General features: G+C 62.8%; 14 protein-coding genes. 7 read left to right on the top strand and 7 right to left on the bottom strand.

All coding sequences use genetic code 11. The features are described from left to right. Position 1 precedes the first annotated feature (1 nt). Both JC607_RS11850 and JC607_RS11845 read right to left on the bottom strand, forming a co-directional pair. On the bottom strand, positions 2–595 hold the full coding sequence (locus JC607_RS11850) for a TadE/TadG family type IV pilus assembly protein (protein ID WP_198837127.1): 594 nt from the start codon (positions 593–595) through the stop codon (positions 2–4). After that, on the bottom strand, positions 592–2,424 hold the full coding sequence (locus JC607_RS11845) for a TadE/TadG family type IV pilus assembly protein (protein ID WP_198837126.1): 1,833 nt from the start codon (positions 2,422–2,424) through the stop codon (positions 592–594). The genes JC607_RS11850 and JC607_RS11845 overlap by 4 nt, the downstream gene beginning before the upstream one ends. A 449-nt stretch (positions 2,425–2,873) precedes the next feature. Here JC607_RS11845 and JC607_RS11840 point away from each other — a divergent pair, with 449 nt between their 5' ends. From JC607_RS11840 to JC607_RS11810, 7 genes are all read left to right on the top strand, one after another. Beyond that, positions 2,874–4,307, top strand: a complete 1,434-nt coding sequence (locus JC607_RS11840) for a Glu/Leu/Phe/Val dehydrogenase (protein WP_198837125.1) — start codon at positions 2,874–2,876, stop codon at positions 4,305–4,307. Between the two features lie 844 nt (positions 4,308–5,151). Further along, positions 5,152–6,402 carry a sarcosine oxidase subunit beta family protein gene (locus JC607_RS11835; RefSeq protein ID WP_198837124.1) on the top strand — a complete coding sequence of 417 codons (1,251 nt, stop codon included), beginning with the start codon at positions 5,152–5,154 and terminating at the stop codon, positions 6,400–6,402. 641 nt (positions 6,403–7,043) lie between these two features. Continuing rightward, positions 7,044–7,562: a hypothetical protein gene (locus JC607_RS11830; protein WP_198837123.1), complete on the top strand. Its 519-nt coding sequence runs from the start codon at positions 7,044–7,046 to the stop codon at positions 7,560–7,562. Positions 7,563–7,688: 126 nt separating this feature from the next. Further along, positions 7,689–7,982, top strand: coding sequence for a sarcosine oxidase subunit delta (locus tag JC607_RS11825; protein ID WP_198837122.1), 294 nt, complete (start codon positions 7,689–7,691; stop codon positions 7,980–7,982). Continuing rightward, complete coding sequence (locus JC607_RS11820; RefSeq protein ID WP_198837121.1) at positions 7,972–10,899, top strand: sarcosine oxidase subunit alpha family protein; 2,928 nt, start codon at positions 7,972–7,974, stop codon at positions 10,897–10,899. The genes JC607_RS11825 and JC607_RS11820 overlap by 11 nt, the downstream gene beginning before the upstream one ends. Further along, positions 10,892–11,464 carry a sarcosine oxidase subunit gamma gene (locus tag JC607_RS11815; RefSeq protein ID WP_198837120.1) on the top strand — a complete coding sequence of 191 codons (573 nt, stop codon included), beginning with the start codon at positions 10,892–10,894 and terminating at the stop codon, positions 11,462–11,464. Before JC607_RS11820 ends, JC607_RS11815 begins: the two co-directional genes overlap by 8 nt. A 194-nt stretch (positions 11,465–11,658) precedes the next feature. After that, positions 11,659–12,837 (top strand): DegT/DnrJ/EryC1/StrS aminotransferase family protein, encoded by a 1,179-nt coding sequence (locus JC607_RS11810; RefSeq protein ID WP_198837152.1) that lies wholly within the window; start codon positions 11,659–11,661, stop codon positions 12,835–12,837. 76 nt (positions 12,838–12,913) lie between these two features. On the opposite strand, the gene JC607_RS11805 is transcribed toward JC607_RS11810, so the two are convergent. The 5 genes from JC607_RS11805 to phaC form a co-directional block, all read right to left on the bottom strand. Continuing rightward, complete coding sequence (locus JC607_RS11805) at positions 12,914–13,858, bottom strand: LysR family transcriptional regulator (protein ID WP_198837119.1); 945 nt, start codon at positions 13,856–13,858, stop codon at positions 12,914–12,916. A 24-nt stretch (positions 13,859–13,882) separates the two neighbouring features. After that, the gene (phaR, locus tag JC607_RS11800; RefSeq protein WP_198837118.1) at positions 13,883–14,440 is read right to left on the bottom strand and encodes a polyhydroxyalkanoate synthesis repressor PhaR; all 558 of its coding nucleotides are present in this window, start codon (positions 14,438–14,440) and stop codon (positions 13,883–13,885) included. A 191-nt stretch (positions 14,441–14,631) separates the two neighbouring features. Continuing rightward, a complete protein-coding gene (locus tag JC607_RS11795) occupies positions 14,632–15,081 on the bottom strand; it encodes a Phasin (RefSeq protein WP_198837117.1) in 450 nt (149 codons plus the stop codon). Positions 15,082–15,116: 35 nt separating this feature from the next. After that, entirely contained in the window at positions 15,117–15,410 is a 294-nt protein-coding gene (locus JC607_RS11790; protein ID WP_198837116.1) for a hypothetical protein, read from the bottom strand. Positions 15,411–15,435: 25 nt separating this feature from the next. Then, a complete protein-coding gene (gene phaC / locus JC607_RS11785; protein ID WP_198837115.1) occupies positions 15,436–17,247 on the bottom strand; it encodes a class I poly(R)-hydroxyalkanoic acid synthase in 1,812 nt (603 codons plus the stop codon). Between the last annotated feature and the right edge of the window lie 123 nt (positions 17,248–17,370).

Below are 17,370 nucleotides of genomic sequence, written 5' to 3'. Positions count from 1 at the left end.
CTCAGATCGGTTCGGTCACAACGACCGTTGCGCTGGCCAGCTCATATCTTCCGGTGGCCGAGTCCTTGGTCAGACGCATCGAGAAATAGGTCGAGGGGAAAATCGGATCCTCAAGCGCGCAGACACGGATCAGCATGATGCGGTTCTGGTCATGTGCATCATCCGGGACCGTGCCGGGAATCGGCGAGGTCAGGGGAACGTTGCGGTCGCCACAGAATACCCGAAGCTGGCCGGTCCGGGGATCGAAGCGCGACGGAAGGGTCCAGGGCGTGGTGCTAGTGTTGACCGGCTCGATCCAGACCTTCAGGTTGTTCGGGCAATCCGCCACGGCAAGCGTGAACTGGCAGACGCGGTTCCGGATCTGATCAGCATCCATACTCCGCATATGGCCGAGCCGGAAATCGCGGATCGCGATATCGAGACCACGCTCGAGCATGGCGCTGCGCACCATGAAGAGGCCGGCCTCCATGGAGGCCATGAAAAGCATCAGCAGGACCGGCAGGCAGAAGGCGAGCTCGATCGAGGCCACGCCGTCTTCGCGACGCCAGAGGCGGCGCAGGCGACGACCGACATATGAAAAGGACCTGGGTTTCATTGCGTCAGCTTCAATTGGCTAAGATTGGTTGCGATCAGGCGGAACGCGTCCTTGATCTTCGCGGTTTCGGTAACGTCGAAGTAATAGGTCGAAGCCGGGGTAGAGGTGCAGCTCTGGATCGCGTCCTTGCCGGCCTTGGGCGCCTGGAAGGCGATGCCGTAGACAAGGACACCGGCACTGCGGGCGGCGGCGCAGTTGGAGGCCAGACGGCTGTTCATCGTCGCTGCATCGGCATAGGTCGTGTAGAGGGTCTTGCGCACACCTTTGTAGACGTTTTCGCGGTTGGTACTGTTGTTTGCCCCGAGCGGACGGGCGAAGAACTGGCGCACTGCATAGTCCATCCTGACTGACGCCCAGACTTCCTGCCAGATTGCGATATGGGCCGGATCATCGGGCTTCACGATCCGGTTCGGATTGAAGCACCCGGTATTTGTCAGGCCGAGCGGATGGTTCTGCCATGATCCCGTCGATGGGACCCAGAAAGGCTTGCTGCCACAGACATTTGAGAGCACCTTGCTTTCAAAGAAGACCGACCATTCGCCCGCTGCCGAACGCCAGATCGTGGCGGTCTCAGTCGAATCCACTTTGGCGCCGTTAGGGCGATAGGAAAAGCGGATGGTCGCCTGGCCGGTCTTGAAACCATCGGCGATGCGGCTATGGGCGACATGTTCGCCATCGGTCATCAGCACGATCACTTTCAGCGCGTCTTCATCGGTGGAACTCGCGCTGTTATATGCAAAGGGACGCCCATCCATATCCTCGTCCATCACGTGGCGCATGATCAGGGAATCGTAGACCTCGCGCGCGCTTGGGTCCAACAGGGCGGTGGCCCAACGCATCCCCAACAGGATCGAGGTATTGCCGCTGGCCTCCAGCGCGTTGATCCCGGCTTTCGCCTTGGTGATGCTCTTGGTCGGCAGCGTGATCTCGGTCGAAGTGTCCGGTTTGCACCAGCGTTTTGCAGCGGTGTTCTCGATGGTGGCCTGGCCGGAGGTCCGCCAGTTGAAATAGATGTGCTCGTTCGAAGAGGCGTTCTCTGTATCCGCCACAGTCATCAGCGGCATCTCGTAATCTGTCGGCATGGCAAGCGTCTGGAAGATGTTGTTCTCATCGTTCCCGATCGGGATCTCGACGCAGTTCGAGTCCGGGACCCCGTGCAGATCGCGGATATTGTAGCGCGCGCGCAATTCATCGCCCAGGTTCACCTGCGCGTTATAGGGGATCACACCGATCGAGATGCGGTTCTCGTCATCCGAGGCCTTCACCTGGTCGATGAAATCGGCCGCAGCCACGCGCAGATTGTTGATCTTGCGATTACTTGACATCGAGCCTGAAACGTCGAGCACCAGCATGATCTCGATATCGGTGATCTTTTGCTGGGCCACCGAGGTGTTCATGGTCTCGAGGGTCGGAATATTCATGAGATTCATGAAGATGTTATGCGAGAGCACATCGGCGCGCGCTTCGACCACGCGGTAATTCATCCCGTCATCAAGACGCACATAGGCGAGATTGTCCGGAAGGCCCGCCTTGCTGAAATAATCGGCGACGATAAACTGCGCTCTCGCCTCGCGTGTCGTATAGACGTCGTCGGTTTTGAGGGCCGAGTTCATATTGGCAACCGCCAGTGTCGCCCGGTCGAGCGTATTCTGTACCGCGACACGCTGGGTCTCGAAGCGCATCACATCGACAGCGATGCCACCAAGAAGGATCATCAGGAAGAAGAAGAACACCATGACGGCCCCCATGGAGCCGCGCTCTTCCAGCGTGAATCTCTGCATCTGGCGCGAAAGGCGCACGGACAGGTCTTCAAATGCCTTCTTCTTCATATACATACGTCCCTGTTGCCCCGGAGCGCGCATCAGCCCGGTTCGTTTACCACTAAATGTTCATCCCCCCGGCAGCTGGTACCGTCCTGCGGGACATAACAGCGGATTCGGGGCGCTCTGACCCACGGTGAAACTGCTTTAATGATCAGGCTGAAATGTGGCGGAGCTTCGTTCCGGCCCGGGTTTTCCGGTGGCAAAGAAACGATCTTCCTGCCCAAATTTGGATTGTGCGGAGAGAGAGAACAGCGCCGCGCAACCCGAGGGCGACTTCTCGCGCATTAACCCTTTACAAAACGCTTACTGATACGAATCACTTTGACGAAAAGACGCTGCAACCAGTCCAGGTCTGACTGTTTTTTGATCATTCTGGCCCTTGGGTCAGGCGGAAAGACCGGTCACCTTGTGATAACATGGCGGGAGGCCATGGCTCACCCTGGAGGAACATGACGATGCTGCAGACCGCCGACGAACCGAGCTTTCGCGATTCCGTCGATCTGATGTTCAGCCGCGCGGTGCGGCTGATGGATCTTTCTCCGGGGCTGGAGCAAAAGATCCGGGTTTGCAACTCGACCTATACCGTGCGGTTTGGCGTGCGGCTGCGCGGCAAGATCGAGACTTTTACCGGTTACCGGTCGGTCCATTCCGAACATATGGAGCCGGTCAAAGGCGGCATCCGTTACGCGCTTTCCGTCCATCAGGACGAGGTCGAGGCGCTGGCGGCGCTGATGACTTATAAATGCGCCCTGGTCGAGACACCTTTCGGCGGATCCAAGGGCGGGCTTTGTGTCGATCCGCGCCAGTGGGAAGAACATGAGCTGGAGCTGATCACCCGCCGCTTCGCCTATGAACTCATCAAGCGCGACCTGATCCATCCGGCGCAGAACGTGCCGGCGCCTGACATGGGCACCGGCGAGCGTGAGATGGCCTGGATCGCCGACCAATATGCGCGGATGAACACAACCGATATCAACGCCAAGGCCTGCGTCACTGGCAAGCCCCCCCATGCCGGCGGCATCCAGGGCCGGGTCGAGGCGACGGGGCGCGGTGTGCAATATGCTTTGCGCGAATTCTTCCGCCATCCGGGCGATGTGGCGCTGACCGGGCTGACAGGCGGGCTTTCGGGCAAGACGGTGATCGTCCAGGGCCTTGGCAATGTGGGCTATCACGCGGCAAAGTTCCTTTGCGACGAAGATGGCTGCACGATCACCGGCATCATTGAACGCGATGGCGCCCTGACCGATGAAAAGGGCCTCGATGTCGATGCGGTGCGCGACTGGATCGCCCGCAATGGCGGGGTGAAGGGCTTTCCTGGCGGCACTTACATCGAGGATGGCGCCGCGCTGCTGGAAGGCGCGTGCGATATTCTGATCCCTGCCGCGATGGAGGGGGTGATCAACAAATCGAATGCCGACCGCATCCGCGCGTCGCTGATCATCGAGGCGGCGAATGGCCCGATCACCTTTGGCGGAGACGAGATCCTGCGCCATAAGGGTAAGATCATCATCCCCGATATGTATGCCAATGCCGGTGGTGTGACGGTCAGCTATTTCGAATGGGTCAAGAACCTCTCGCATATTCGCTTCGGCCGGATGCAGCGCCGGGCGGAAGAGGCGCGCTCGCGCCTCCTGGTCGAAGAGCTGGAGCAGCTCTCGGCTGACAAAGGCCTTGGCTGGACCCTGTCGGATGATTTCAAAGAGCGCTTCCTGACCGGCTCGGACGAGCTCGCGCTGGTGCGTTCGGGTCTCGATGACACGATGCGTACGGCCTATCAGTCAATGCGCGAGGTCTGGCATGGTCGCGAGGATGTCGAGGATCTGCGCACCGCCGCCTATATCGTCGCCATCGACCGCGTGGCCAAGACCTACCGGTCCAAGGGGCTCTGACCGGGGTCTGACGGATCTCTGACAGTGGAGCCGGGCATCACGCCCGGCTCTTTTTCGTTGTTCTGGCGCTGCATGGTCCCCGGGACTGTTGTGATCGCGGGGGCAGGGCGAAGTCATTGCTGACTGCGGATGTTGGCAAGGGCCTCCAGCAATCCGGCGCTGCTGATATGCCAGCGACAGAGTTCGCCTGATCTGCGCCTGATCCCGATCATCGGCCCCGGACCTCCGGTATCTGGCAGGATCCTGAACCCGATCATGCTCCGGGTGAGGGGCATCTGGTGGCGGCATTCCCGGAGGCTTTGCTGAATGGCCTCGGCGTGGTCGCAGTCTCTCCCCGGCAGATCAACCATAGTCAGGGCCGATGTCGCAGACCTTATCCGGTGCGGCGACCGGTTTGCGCGCTGCGGGCGGCGACTGCCACTGACTTTCATCCTGCGCCAGCGTGAGATTCCGTCCGGACATCATCAGCCGACCTGACACATCGCCGACCGGTCTGTGCCGGGCGGTGAGCCTCGCATCTGAGGGGATGCCAGCATTGCTGTCGGCTGCAATCATAACCTGGCTGCCGCCGGACAGCAGCGCGGGCAGAAGCCGGCGCAGCGATCAGAAAAACGGCCCGGGCGCGGCAAAACAAGGCGGCGCCAGACAAAAGAGATCCCGGTTCCGGGCCATGGCAGAATTCCGCCCAAACCGCCGTCCCGCTCCCGGTCCGGCTGGGGAAACGCCGCGGGCTACGCCTCGCGTCGGGGAAAACCAGGCGTCGCCCGCCACCATGCCAGAGCCCGGGCGTTGTAATTCTGCCGGCTTCGCTGTCTGATAGGGGCAGAGATTCCCGAGGTGTCTGATGCGTTACTCCGGCTGGAAAGTCATTCTTGAGGGGCTGCGCGGCAATCGCGGCTGGAAGCCGGTCTGGCGCCAGCCCGAGCCAAAACCGCATTATGACGCGGTGATCATCGGCGGCGGCGGTCACGGGCTGGCAACCGCGTATTATCTCGCGAAAAACCACGGCATGACCAATATTGCGGTGCTGGAAAAAGGCTATCTCGGCGGCGGGAATATCGGGCGCAACACCACCATCGTGCGCGCGAACTATTTTCTGCCCGGCAATTCCGAATTCTACTCGCACAGCCTGAAGCTCTGGGAGGGGCTGGAAGCCGATCTCAATTACAACGTGATGCACAGTCAGCGCGGGCTGATCAATCTCTTCCATTCCGACGGCCAGCGCGATGCTTTCGTGCGGCGCGGCAATGCCATGATCAACCAGGGCGATGATGCGGTGCTGCTGGACCAGGACGGCGTGCGCGATCTGCTGCCTTACCTTGATTTCGAACAGACCCGCTTTCCGATCTATGGCGGGCTGTTGCACCCGCGCGGCGGCACCGCGCGCCATGATGCGGTGGCCTGGGGCTATGCCCGCGCCGCCGACCGGCGCGGCGTTGATCTGATCCAGAATTGCGAAGTGACCGGCATCGATATTGAGGGTGGGCGCGTGCGCGGCGTCCAGACCACGCGTGGTGTCATCCGCGCCGACAAGGTCGCGATCATCACGGCGGGGCGGTCGGGCCATGTGGCGGCGATGGCCGGGATGCGGCTGCCGGTGGAAAGCCATATCCTCCAGGCCTTTGTGACCGAGGGGCTGAAGCCGGTGATCGACCATGTCATCAGTTTCGGCATGGGGCATTTCTACATCAGCCAGTCCGACAAGGGCGGGCTGGTCTTTGGCGGCGACCTGGATTTCTACAGCTCATATGCGCAGCGCGGCAATCTGCCGATGGTCGAACATGTGATGGAGGCCGGTATGACGCTGATGCCGATGATCGGGCGGGCAAAGGTGCTCAGGTCCTGGGGCGGCGTGATGGATATGACGCCCGACGGCTCGCCGATCATCGATAGAACCCATATCGACGGGCTGTTCCTCGATTGTGGCTGGAACTATGGCGGCTTTAAAGCGGTGCCGGCCTCGGGCTGGTGTATGGCGCATCTGATGGCCACCGGCGAAAGCCATGCGCTCGCCCGCCGCTTCCGTCTGAACCGTTTCGCGACCGGGCATCTCCTCGATGAGGAAGGCACCGGCAGCCAGCATAACCTGCATTGAGGGGGCGCCTGCATAAGATCGCCGCCCTTCTGCCGGCGATGGTGACAAGCCCGGCTCTGGCGCGGGCCCGCGCGGATATTTGCCCGGGCAAAGTTCGGCCGGCGCAGCCGCTGGCGCGTCCGGCAGGATTTCAGCTTCGCCCGGCCATGGTTGAAACCTCTCCCGAAGTAATACGGTCGCGTGATCAGGCAGGCCCCGTCTGGCCCGTCCGGTCCCGGAAGCGCGGGTCAGAGCCGCGTTTGCAGGACGCCAGCTGCGCCGCATCGCCGGGCCTTGTGCAAACGCGCGCTGCGCCTGACTGTCTGATCAGGCCGTCAGCCTCTGCCCATTCGCTGCCCGAAAGAGGCGCCCCTAACGCAGCGCCCCGCGATCCCTCCAGTTCTGCGGCAACTGCCAGGGGGGGCGAATGCGCCAGAACCCGCGCTTCTTCCGGGGCAGCCCGGGCAGGGCCGCATGCGATGGCGGCACCGGCACCAGCCGAAGCTTTGAGGAATTCGCCCTTAGGATGTCCCTCGATTGCTTCGCGCTCCAGGACCGAGCGGGCTGCAGGCTGGTCCAGGATCTCGCAGAAACTGAAGGAACCCGCCCGTCGCGCCACCCGCCCCGCGCCGTTCCCGCGACCTGTAAAGGAGTTGACTGACATGCGCCTTCTGACCGGTCTTACCCTTGCCGCCCTGTTCGCAACCTCTGCTCTGACGCAGGCTGAGGCCCGGATCCCGCAGGGCTGCTTTGCCCGCGATTATACGGCTGACCATCTCGCAAAGACCCCGAAGCAACATATCGCCGCGCTGCGGATCAGCCTCGGCCCCGACCCCTGGGGCAACGGATTTATCTCGGCCATCGTGACCGGCCGGTTCAGCGACCAGGGCCGTGCCCGCAGCGAGGGGTTCTCGAACCACAGCTTCCGCCAGGCCGCCTTTTGCGGCGAGACCGGCGGCAAAACCACCTGCCAGGTCGAATGCGATGGCGGCAATTTCACCATCCGCAGCGCCAGAGGCGACAGTCTCGAAATCGAGACCAGCAGTTTCACGCTGGAGGTTCCTGGTGCCGGGGCCGAGACAGGCTGCGGCGGGCTCAGCGATCTGGCTGAGACCGGCAGCGCCAAAACCACCTACCGCCTGACCCGCGCGCCGGCCGCTGCCTGCCCGCCCTGGGAGTAAACCGATGCCCCACCTTTCATTTTCTGTCCGGAAATATCCCGGGGTGAGGCCCGCCAGGGCCGGGGGGCAGAGCCCCCTTTTTCGCTCCCTGCCATCAACCCTGCCGCCCTTTGCGGAGAGCCTGACGTGAGACTGACCTGCCCCCTTTGCGGCCCGCGCGACCGCCGTGAATTCACCTATTACGGGGCGGAGGAATATCTCCACCGCCCGGGCCCGGATGCCGCGCCCGATCTTTCGCAAGGGGGGGCCTGGGACAATTACCTGCATCTGCGGGACAACCCGGCCGGGCCGACCCGCGATCTGTGGTATCACGACCAGGGCTGCGCCGCCTGGCTTCTCGTCAGCCGCAACACGCTCACCCATGACATCACCGGCGTCGAGCTGGTCGCCGCCCGCAAAGGAGCGCGCGATGAGGCTTGAGGGCAAAGGCATCATCGACCGCACCCGCGAGGTGTCATTCCGCTTTGACGGCCGCGACTATCGCGGCTTTCGCGGCGATACGCTCGCCTCGGCTTTGCTCGCGAATGGGGTAAAGCTGTTTGGGCGGTCGTTCAAATATCACCGCCCGCGCGGCCTGCTGACGGCAGGCCCGGAAGAGCCGAATGCGCTGGTCGAGGTGATCGGCAAGACCTCGCGCACCCCCAATACCCGCGCCACGATGCAGGAGATTTTCGACGGGCTGGAAAGCCGCAGCCAGAACCGGCTCGGCAGCCTGCGCCATGATCTGATGGCGGTGAATGATCTCGTCTCGCCCTTTCTCAGCGCCGGTTTCTACTACAAGACCTTCATGTGGCCGCGCCATTTCTGGGAAGGGCTTTACGAGCCCATCATCCGCCGCGCAGCCGGGCTTGGCAGCCTGGCAAAGGTCCATGACGAGGGTGTCTATGAAAAAGCCTGGGCGCATTGTGACCTCCTGGTGATCGGGGCGGGGCCGGCGGGGCTGATGGCCGCGCTGACCGCCGCCCGGGCCGGGGCCGATGTGATCCTCGCTGAGGAACAGCCCCTGACCGGCGGACGCCTGATCGCGGATGGCGGGCTGATCGGCGGCGATCCGGCGGCGCAATGGGTGCATAGGGTCGAGGCAGAGCTGCGCGCGATGCCGAATGTCCGCATCATGACCCGGACAACCGTGACCGGCGCCTATGACAACGGCACTTATGGCGCGCTTGAACGCGTGGGCCTCCACCGCTCACCCCGGCCCAATCTGCCGCGCGAATGTTTCTGGCGCATCGTGGCGAGGCGCGCGGTGCTGACCACCGGGGCGCAGGAACGCCATATCGCTTTTCCGATGAATGACCGGCCCGGCATCATGCTGGCCTCGGCGGTGCGGACCTATCTGAACCGCTTTGGCGTGGCGCCGGGCAAACGTGTGACCCTGTTCGCCGCCAATGACCAGGCCCGCCAGACCGCCCGCGATCTGATGGCGGCAGGCGTCCAGGTCGCGGCGATCATCGACCCGCGAGAGGATGTCTCGGTGGTCGAGGAGTGCCCGGTCCATGCAGGCGCGGTGGTGATCGACACCAAAGGCCGCCACGCTTTGCAGGCGATCACCGTCAGGAAAGGGTCCGAGACCTTCCGGATCGAAACCGATTGCCTGGCGGTTTCCGGCGGCTGGAATCCGGGCCTGCACCTGACCTGCCATATGAACAGCCGTCCGCGCTGGTCGGAGGAGATCGCGGCTTTCGTACCGGTCGAAGCGGCGGTGCCGGGGCTTGCTGCGGCAGGCGCCGCGAATGGGTCTTTCTCGACCCATGGCGCGCTGACGGCGGGCAGGCTGGCCGCAGAACGGGCGCTGGCGGCACTGGACCTGCGCGCGCCGGATCTGGCTGTGCCGGCGGCGGAAGACACGCCCTATACCCATCGCGCGATCTGGTCGGTCGAGGGTGCAAAGGGCCGCAATGGCCGCGCCTGGCTCGACTTTGCCAATGACGTCACGGTCAAGGATGTGCAGCTCTCGGCGCAGGAGAATTTCGCGAGCGTCGAGCATATGAAACGCTATACGACGCAAGGCATGGCGCCTGATCAGGGCAAAAACTCGAATGTCGCCGCGCTGGCGGTGCTGGCGGATGCGACCGGACGTGGCATCCCGGAAACCGGGACGACCACTTTCCGCCCGCCCTATGTGCCGGTTTCCATCGCTGCGATGGGGGCGGGGGGGCGCGCGAAGGGCTTTGCGCCCGAACGCTTCCTGACCTCGGACCAGGCCTCGCGCGACCGGCTGGCGCCGATGATCGAGGCCGGGCTCTGGTATCGCCCCTCCTACTTCCCGAAACCGGGCGAGACGACCTGGCGCGAGGCCTGCGACCGCGAGGTTCGCATGGTGCGCGGTGCGGTCGGGGTCTGTGATGTCTCGACGCTTGGCAAGATCGACATTCAGGGGCCGGATGCGGGGCGATTCCTCGATTTCGTTTATACCAATACATTCAGCACCTTGCCGGTCGGCAGGGTCCGCTACGGGCTGATGCTGCGCGAAGACGGGCTTGTCATGGATGATGGCACATCGGCGCGCCTGGCAGAGACCCACTATCTGATGACCACCACCACGGCCGCAGCGGGCCAGGTGATGCGCCATCTCGATTTCGTGCAGCAGGCGTTTTGCGCCACCTGGAAGCTGCGGCTGATCTCGGTCACTGAGGCCTTCGCGCAATTCGCCATTGCCGGCCCGAAGGCGCGTGCGCTGATCGACACGGTGCTGGATCAGCCTTTGGGCGATCTGCCCTTCATGGGCGTTCGGCCGGTCTCGGTCGGCGGGGTGGAGGCGCGGCTGTTCCGCATCTCGTTTTCTGGCGAGGAAGGCTATGAGCTGGCGGTGCCCGTCGATTACGGCGAGGCGCTGTTTCGCGATCTGGTCGCCCGGGCCGAGACCATGGGCGGTGGCCCCTACGGGATGGAGGCGCTGAATGTGCTCCGGATCGAGAAGGGCTTTTTGACCCATGCCGAGATCCATGGCCGGGTCTCGGCTGATGATGTCGGCCTCGGGGCCATGGTCAGCCCGAGGAAGGATTGCATCGGTCGCGCGGCAAGCCAGCGCCCCGGCCTTTGGGGGCCGGAGCGCGAGCAGCTGGTCGGGCTCAAGGCTGCCGGGGCGATTTCTGCCGGTGCGCATCTCTTCCGCCCCGGCTTTGCCGTCGAGCGTGAGAATGATCAGGGCTATGTCACTTCGGTCTGCTGGTCGCCGACGCTCGACAGCTGGCTCGGGCTGGCCTTCCTGACCGATGGCCGTGCGCGGCATGGCGAGAGGATCCGGCTGGTCGACCACCTGCGCGGCATTGATGTGGAATGCGAAGTCACCCATCCGGTGTTCTTCGACGCGGATGGAGGACGGATGCGTGGCTGAACTGATCGCAAAAGCGGCGCTGGACGGGCAGGGGCCGGTGACACGGGCGGGGCTGGTGCTTTCTGTGCTGCCGCCCGCGCCGGTCTGGTCGATTGCGCCCTTTCCGGGCGAGGATCTTACGCCTGCGCTTGCGGCTCTCGGGCTTGATTTTCCGGCGCCGGGGCGCAGCAACAGGGCCGGTGATCTGCGCCTGATCTGGACCGGGCGCGATCAGGCCTTCCTCCTCGGTGGGCGCCCGCCCGAGGGGCTGGCGGCAGCGGTGACCGATCAGTCCGGCGCCTGGGCGGGGTTTTCGCTGAGCGGCATTGGCGGCGAGGCGGCGCTCGCGCGACTGGTCACGCCGGATCTGCGGCTCGCGGCATTCCCGGTCGGTCATGTGGTCCGGACCGGGCTGAACCATATCCCGGCAATCATCCTGCGCGAGGGCGAGACGGAGTTTCATATCCGGGTGTTTCGTTCCATGGCACGCAGCGCCTGGGCCGAGCTGGTCGAGGTGCTGGAGCATCTTGCCGCCCGTGCAGCAGCCGTGCAGGGCGGCGCTTCGGCTCCGGCCAGAACAGGCTGAGTGAAGAGGGAAGGGTAAATCCTTCTCTTTTCAGCCTGCGTCCGAGGAGAAAAGACTGGCGGAAACCGGCCAGTTAAAAATTCGTCACTGGCATGTCGCAGGGAGCGGGTTTAAATGCTTCCTGAATAGAGTTTTCAGGAAAGCTGAACATGGCTGCCGATGGTCAGAACCCGGTGATCGAAGACACCCCCCGTATGAACGCCCATAACGCCCCCGATCTGCATGAGGCAGAGCCGATCCCGGCGGCGGCCCGTGCCGCGATCGAGGAACTGCTGCAATCGGCTGACCTCTTTCGCTACAATGCGCCGAAAGACGCGCCGGTCGCGCTGCTGGAGGCCGAATTCGCCGAACTTCTGGGCGCGAAATATGCACTGGCAGTGTCCTCCTGCTCGGCGGCCTTGTTCCTGACGATGAAGGCGCTGGATCTGAAGCCGGGCGCGAAAGTGCTGATCCCGGCCTTTACCTTTGCGGCGGTGCCCTCGGCGGTGGTGCATGCGGAATGCGTGCCGGTGCTGGTCGAAGTGGGCCAGGATATGCGCATCGATATCGCTGATTTCAAAGCGAAACTGCCGGGTGCCGATGCGGTGCTGATCAGCCATATGCGGGGCCATACCTCGGATATGGATGCGATTTGCGCGCTTGCCGATGCCGCCGGCATCCCGGTGATCGAGGATGCGGCGCATAGCCTTGGCACGCTCTGGCATGGCAAAAAGTTGGGGACGATCGGTAAGGCGGGCTGTTTCAGCTTCCAGTCTTACAAGATGGTGAATGCGGGCGAAGGCGGGATGCTGATCACCGATGATCCGGAACTCGCGGCGCGCGCGATCATCATGTCGGGCGCCTATGAGGAAAACTGGAAGAAGCATGGCGGGTTGCAAAACAGCTTCGGCCATTGGCAGAACAAGCTGCCTTTGTACAATGTGCGGATGCAGAACCTGTCGGCGGCGGTGATCCGGCCGCAATTGCCGATGCTGGCGGATCGGGTGACGAAGGGGCGGGCCAATCACGACCATGTGGCTTTGCTGCTGAATGAAAGCCCCTGGCTCTCGGTGCCGCAGGCGCTGGCGCCAGAGGAACGCGCGCCGGATTCGATCCAGTTCAGTCTGATCGGCGAATGGAGCGATGCCGAGGCGCGGGAGTTCCAGGCCGAGGCGAAAACGCGTGGTGTGCCGGTGCAGATTTTCGGCCTTTCCGAGGGCAATGCGCGGGCCTTCTGGAACTGGCAGTTCCTTGGTGAGACGCCCGAGCTGCCGATGACCAGGGCGATGCTGATGCGGGCCTGCGATATGCGGCTGCCGGTGCGGCTCAAGCGCGAGGAGCTGGACTATCTGGCAACGGCGGTGCTTGACGCGGTGAAAGCCGTCAAGGATTGAAACGCCCGGTTCCTTACAAGGAACCGGCACGAAATCTTTAAAGATTTCGTTTGGCGCGTCTCTGGCGGGGCGTGGTTTACAGGATCGAGAGCTGGTCTTTCAGCCAGGGCCAGTCCTGCAGGGCAGGGGTCTGAACTTCCTCGCGCACCAGGATCCGCAACCGGCCCGCAATCAGGGCCGGTATATCACGCATGACGTCCGCGCGGGCCATCAGTGAGAGGCTGCGCGACAGGGCGGCGAAGGGCAGGGGCGATACCTCTACCTCGGCGCGGAAGCGCCGCGCCTGATGCAGCGCCAGCGGTGGCAGAATAGCCCATCCTTCGCCTCCGGCCACCATGGCAAGGATCGCATGATAGCTGTCGAGCTCGAAACGCGCCGCAGGGCGCTGGCCCTCGCGCAAGAGATGCGCCGCGATCTGGCGGCCCATCAGATGCCGGGCGGAATACTGGATCAGTGGCAGATCCGCCGCGCCGCTTTTCGGCCGGATCGCCAGAAACGGCTCGCGCAGGATCGGATGCTGCTCGCGCTCGCCTTCCCAGGTCACTTCGCCGGGCAGATCCGCCGCAACCACGATATCCAGCGCCCGCGCGTCGAGCTTCTCCAGCAGACGGTGCGACGGCCCGGTCTCGAGCAGGAAGCGGCAGCCCGGCAATTCGCGCGCCAGGGCCGATAAAAGCCGGGGCGTCACATCGGCCTCGAAATCCTCGATCATCCCGAGACGCAGCGTCGTCAGCCCGGCCAGATCTGAGCGCGCAAGCTCCGCCCGCGCCTCCTGGGCTGCATTCAGCATGGTCTGGGCATGGCGGCGGAACATCGTCCCCGCCGGGGTCATCCGCACCGGCCTTGCGCCGCGATCCAGCAGGACCGTGCCAAGCGCGGCTTCAAGCCCGCTCAGCTGCTGGCTGACCGCCGACGGGCTGACCCCGAGCCGCCGCGCGGCTGCAGAAATCGCACCCTCCTCGGCGGCAGCGAGGAAAACCTCGATCCCCCAGAGCGTTACACGGCCCTCGGTTTCCGCCATATTGGCCTCCGCAGCGGGCTGGGGTCAGAGTTTCGAGAGCTTTGCCTGCAATTCGGCCAGCTGCTTGCGGATATCGGCGAGGTCTTCGCCCTTTTCCTCTGCCGGCTCGGCTTCCGGCGCCGAAGTGGCCCCCGGCCAGCCCGGCATGCCGTTCATCACGGTCTTGAGGAAGGCCTCCTGCTGCTTCCGGAGCGCATCAAAGCCCGGCATAGTGGCCATCGGATTGGGGAAGGTCGACAGGTTCTCGACCATTTTCGACTGACTGTTGCGCAGCATTTCAAACGAGCTTGCAAGGAATTGCGGCATCACCGCCTGCATGCCGGTCGTATAGCTGCGCACGAGATCGGTGAGCACATTCACCGGCAGCACATTCTGGCCCTTGGATTCATGTTCCGCCACGATCTGCAGCAGATATTGCCGCGTCAGGTCATCGCCGGTTTTCAGGTCGATGATCTGCACCTCGCGCCCCTTGCGGATCAGGCCGGCGATATCCTCGAGCGTCACATAATCCGAGGTCTCGGTATTATAGAGACGACGGCTGGCATAGCGCTTGATCAGCAATGGCTTGTCAGTGGCGGACATTCTGCTCTCCTCCCGGGATTTACGGTAATGGACGCTGCAGGGCATCAATTCCGTTTGCGCTCGCAGAGAAGCTTAGCGGCGCGTCTGATCAAAAAGCAAGAGCGGGCTCGACTGAGCCCGCTCAAACCAGGTCCCCGGCCGGCCCCTGGGGAGAGAGGGGCGCGCCGGCACGGGGCTATGATTTGCTGCGATTATTTCGCGGCGGCGGTGGCCTTTTTGGCAACCGACTGCACGTCGGCCGCGGCTTTTTTCACTGCGGCGGATGCGTCGTCCTGGGCTTCCTTGCCGGCGGCGAGCAGCAGCTCAACGGTCTCGACCTGGACTTTTTTCGCGATTTCAGCGAAGGCAGCCAGGTTCTCGGCAGCAGCTTCGGCAGATTTCGAGGCGAAATCGGTCACGGCTTTGGTGTAGTCAGCCGGATCGGTTTTGGCTTTGGTGATGTCCGAGAGGCGCGAGAAGGTCTCTTTGGCCCAGATGGCCGACAGCTCGGTCGATTTCTCGGCGGCTTCGAGAGCAACTTTCGAGAATTTCTCGCCGAAAGCGGCCTGGGTTTTGAAAGCGTTCTGGAAAGCCGAAGCGTCAACCGGGAAAGAAGCCAGGACGTCCTGGAACACTTTGGTGAAGTCGGTGGTCTTGGTCATTGCAATTCTCCTGAATATCGGGCGGTTGCAGCGGTTCAGCCCGTTTCCTGAAGGACTATATACATGCTGCGGTGCAGCATTTCAAGGATTATTCTGCGATGCAGCATTAGCATGACCGGATCACAGGGCAGTGACAAAGGCCGCCACGGCGTCTTTCGTGCAGGCAATTGTGATTTAACGCTATTTTCATACGCCCGGCTTTCCGCTGCGCCCGTGAGGCGGATCGTTGCTTCGGCAGAGGTCTGGGTGACCTGGCGGAAGCTCGCCCATTCCCGGGGGGATGACACAGCAAAAAAGCCAGGAAAACCTGGCTTTTTCGAATCGCCCACGGGGCATAACCGATGCATCTGGGGCTCAGTCCTGAGCCTCCGCCGGTTTCACATAGGTTCCGGGCGCAGGGCAAAGAACCGGGTTTTCCGGCCCGCCAGGCGCGCGGGCCTTCACCATCGCACCAGAAGAGGCGGCGAGCCAGGCCCCCCAGCGGGGCCACCAGCTGCCCGGCGTCTTTTCAGCGGCAGCAAGCCAGGCCTCGGGCGTGCCCTCGGGCTGGGCCGCGCTGGTCCAATGGCCGTATTTGCCCTTGGAGGGCGGGTTGATGATCCCGGCGATATGGCCGGATTCCGACAGGATGAAGGTTTTGTCCTTTGACCCCATCTGTTTGATGCCGTTGAAACTGCCTTTCCAATGCGCGATGTGATCGGTCTCGCAGGCGATCGCACAAAGCGGCACCTGAACCTGGGCCAGGTTCACCGGCTCGCCGAAAACGGGGAACTCGCCCTTCGCGAACCCGTCCTGCTGGCACAATCCACGCAGATATTCGACCGCCATCTTTGCCGGCAGATTGGTGGCGTCACCGTTCCAATAGAGCAGATCAAAGGCCGGCGGCGCCTCGCCCATCATATAGCTTTTGATCGCCGGCGTGTAGATCAGGTCATTCGAACGCAGGAAGCTGAAGGTGCGCTGCATGAAAAGGCTCGACAGGATGCCGTCCTGGGCCGTTTGCCGCTCGATCCCGTCGACGAAATCATTGTCGAGAAAGACCCCCACCTCACCCGGATCCGAGAAATCGGTGAGGGTGGTGAAGAAGGTCGCGGTCTTGACGGTCTTGTCGCCGGCCTTGTGCAGATGCGCGAGCGTCAGCGCCAGCGTGGTGCCGGCGATGCAATAGCCGGTGACATTGATCTGCTTTTCGCCGGTGATGCGGCGCACCTCGGCCATCGCGCGCAGATAGCCGTCGCGGATATAATCATCGAGGCTGACATCGGCATAAGAGGCATCGGGGTTCACCCAGGACACGACAAACAGCGTGAACCCCTGATCGACGATCCAGCGGATCAGCGAATTTTGCGGCTTCAGATCCATGATGTAGAATTTGTTGATCCAGGGCGGGAAGATCAGCAGCGGCGTCCTGTGAACCTTGTCGGTTGTCGGCGTGTACTGGATCAGCTCGAACATCCGGTTGCGATAGACGACCGCGCCCTCGGACGTCGCGATATTGCCGCCAACGGTAAAGGCCTCTTTATCGGCCAGCGTCACCATCAGCTCGCCGCTGTTGGCCTCCATGTCGCGGACGAGGTTCTCAAGCCCCTGGACAAGGCTTTCGCCATCGGTCTCGACCGCGCGTTCCAGCGCATCGGGGTTGGTGCCGAGGAAATTCGTCGGCGAGAACATGTCAACAATCTGTTTCGTGAAATAGTCGACCCGCTTTCTGTCCTCGGGCGAAAGCGTCTCCATCTGGCCGACCGCGCCGGTCATCGCCTCGGAGTTCAGCTGATATTGCTGCTTGAGGTAGTTGAAGAAAGGATGCGTTTCCCAGAGCGGGTTGGAAAAGCGGCGGTCTTTGGGGAAGGGGTCGGCGGGGGCTTTGAACTCGCCTTTGGCAAGCACCTGATTCGCTTCGACATAATGTTTCAGCGTCTTGCCCCAATAGCCGATCTGCTGTTCCAGCACCCGGCCAGGGTCGCGCATCATGCCGGCAACCCAGGAGGCGGCGGCTTTGAGATAGACATCCGAGGCAGGACCATCGAGGGCGGCATCATGGCTGCGCCTGGCGGAAACGGCGGCTGTGAGGCGCTGCGTCAGCTCTTCGATACGGGCAAGATTGGCATTCAGCCGTTCCATCCTTGCGACACTATCCGTTTCTTCTTTTTTTTCGGTAGTTGTCATATAAAAATTTCCCCCCTAACTTTGCTGCTGCGCAGCATAACGACTCCAGCCCCGCCCCGCCCGAAACCATGTGGGACCGGACCAGTCGCGCGCGAAGCGCAGGTACGGGCTATCTTTGGCAAA

The sequence above is a fragment of the Paracoccus sp. IB05 genome, assembly GCF_016405985.1.
In the GTDB taxonomy this organism is placed as follows: domain Bacteria; phylum Pseudomonadota; class Alphaproteobacteria; order Rhodobacterales; family Rhodobacteraceae; genus Pseudogemmobacter.
The sequence above is the reverse complement of the archived record's forward strand: the minus strand, read 5'-3'. Positions and strand labels throughout refer to the sequence as shown.

Bases quoted from the DNA above. Each gene is read 5' to 3' on its own strand.
- JC607_RS11850 (WP_198837127.1), bottom strand. From the start codon at position 595: ATGAAACCCAGGTCCTTTTCATATGTCGGTCGTCGCCTGCGCCGCCTC.
- phaC (WP_198837115.1), bottom strand. From the start codon at position 17,247: ATGACAACTACCGAAAAAAAAGAAGAAACGGATAGTGTCGCAAGGATG.
- JC607_RS11835 (WP_198837124.1), top strand. From the start codon at position 5,152: ATGCGTTACTCCGGCTGGAAAGTCATTCTTGAGGGGCTGCGCGGCAAT.
- JC607_RS11795 (WP_198837117.1), bottom strand. From the start codon at position 15,081: ATGACCAAGACCACCGACTTCACCAAAGTGTTCCAGGACGTCCTGGCT.
- phaR (WP_198837118.1), bottom strand. From the start codon at position 14,440: ATGTCCGCCACTGACAAGCCATTGCTGATCAAGCGCTATGCCAGCCGT.
- JC607_RS11820 (WP_198837121.1), top strand. From the start codon at position 7,972: ATGAGGCTTGAGGGCAAAGGCATCATCGACCGCACCCGCGAGGTGTCA.
- JC607_RS11805 (WP_198837119.1), bottom strand. From the start codon at position 13,858: ATGGCGGAAACCGAGGGCCGTGTAACGCTCTGGGGGATCGAGGTTTTC.
- JC607_RS11840 (WP_198837125.1), top strand. From the start codon at position 2,874: ATGCTGCAGACCGCCGACGAACCGAGCTTTCGCGATTCCGTCGATCTG.
- JC607_RS11810 (WP_198837152.1), top strand. From the start codon at position 11,659: ATGAACGCCCATAACGCCCCCGATCTGCATGAGGCAGAGCCGATCCCG.
- JC607_RS11845 (WP_198837126.1), bottom strand. From the start codon at position 2,424: ATGAAGAAGAAGGCATTTGAAGACCTGTCCGTGCGCCTTTCGCGCCAG.
- JC607_RS11830 (WP_198837123.1), top strand. From the start codon at position 7,044: ATGCGCCTTCTGACCGGTCTTACCCTTGCCGCCCTGTTCGCAACCTCT.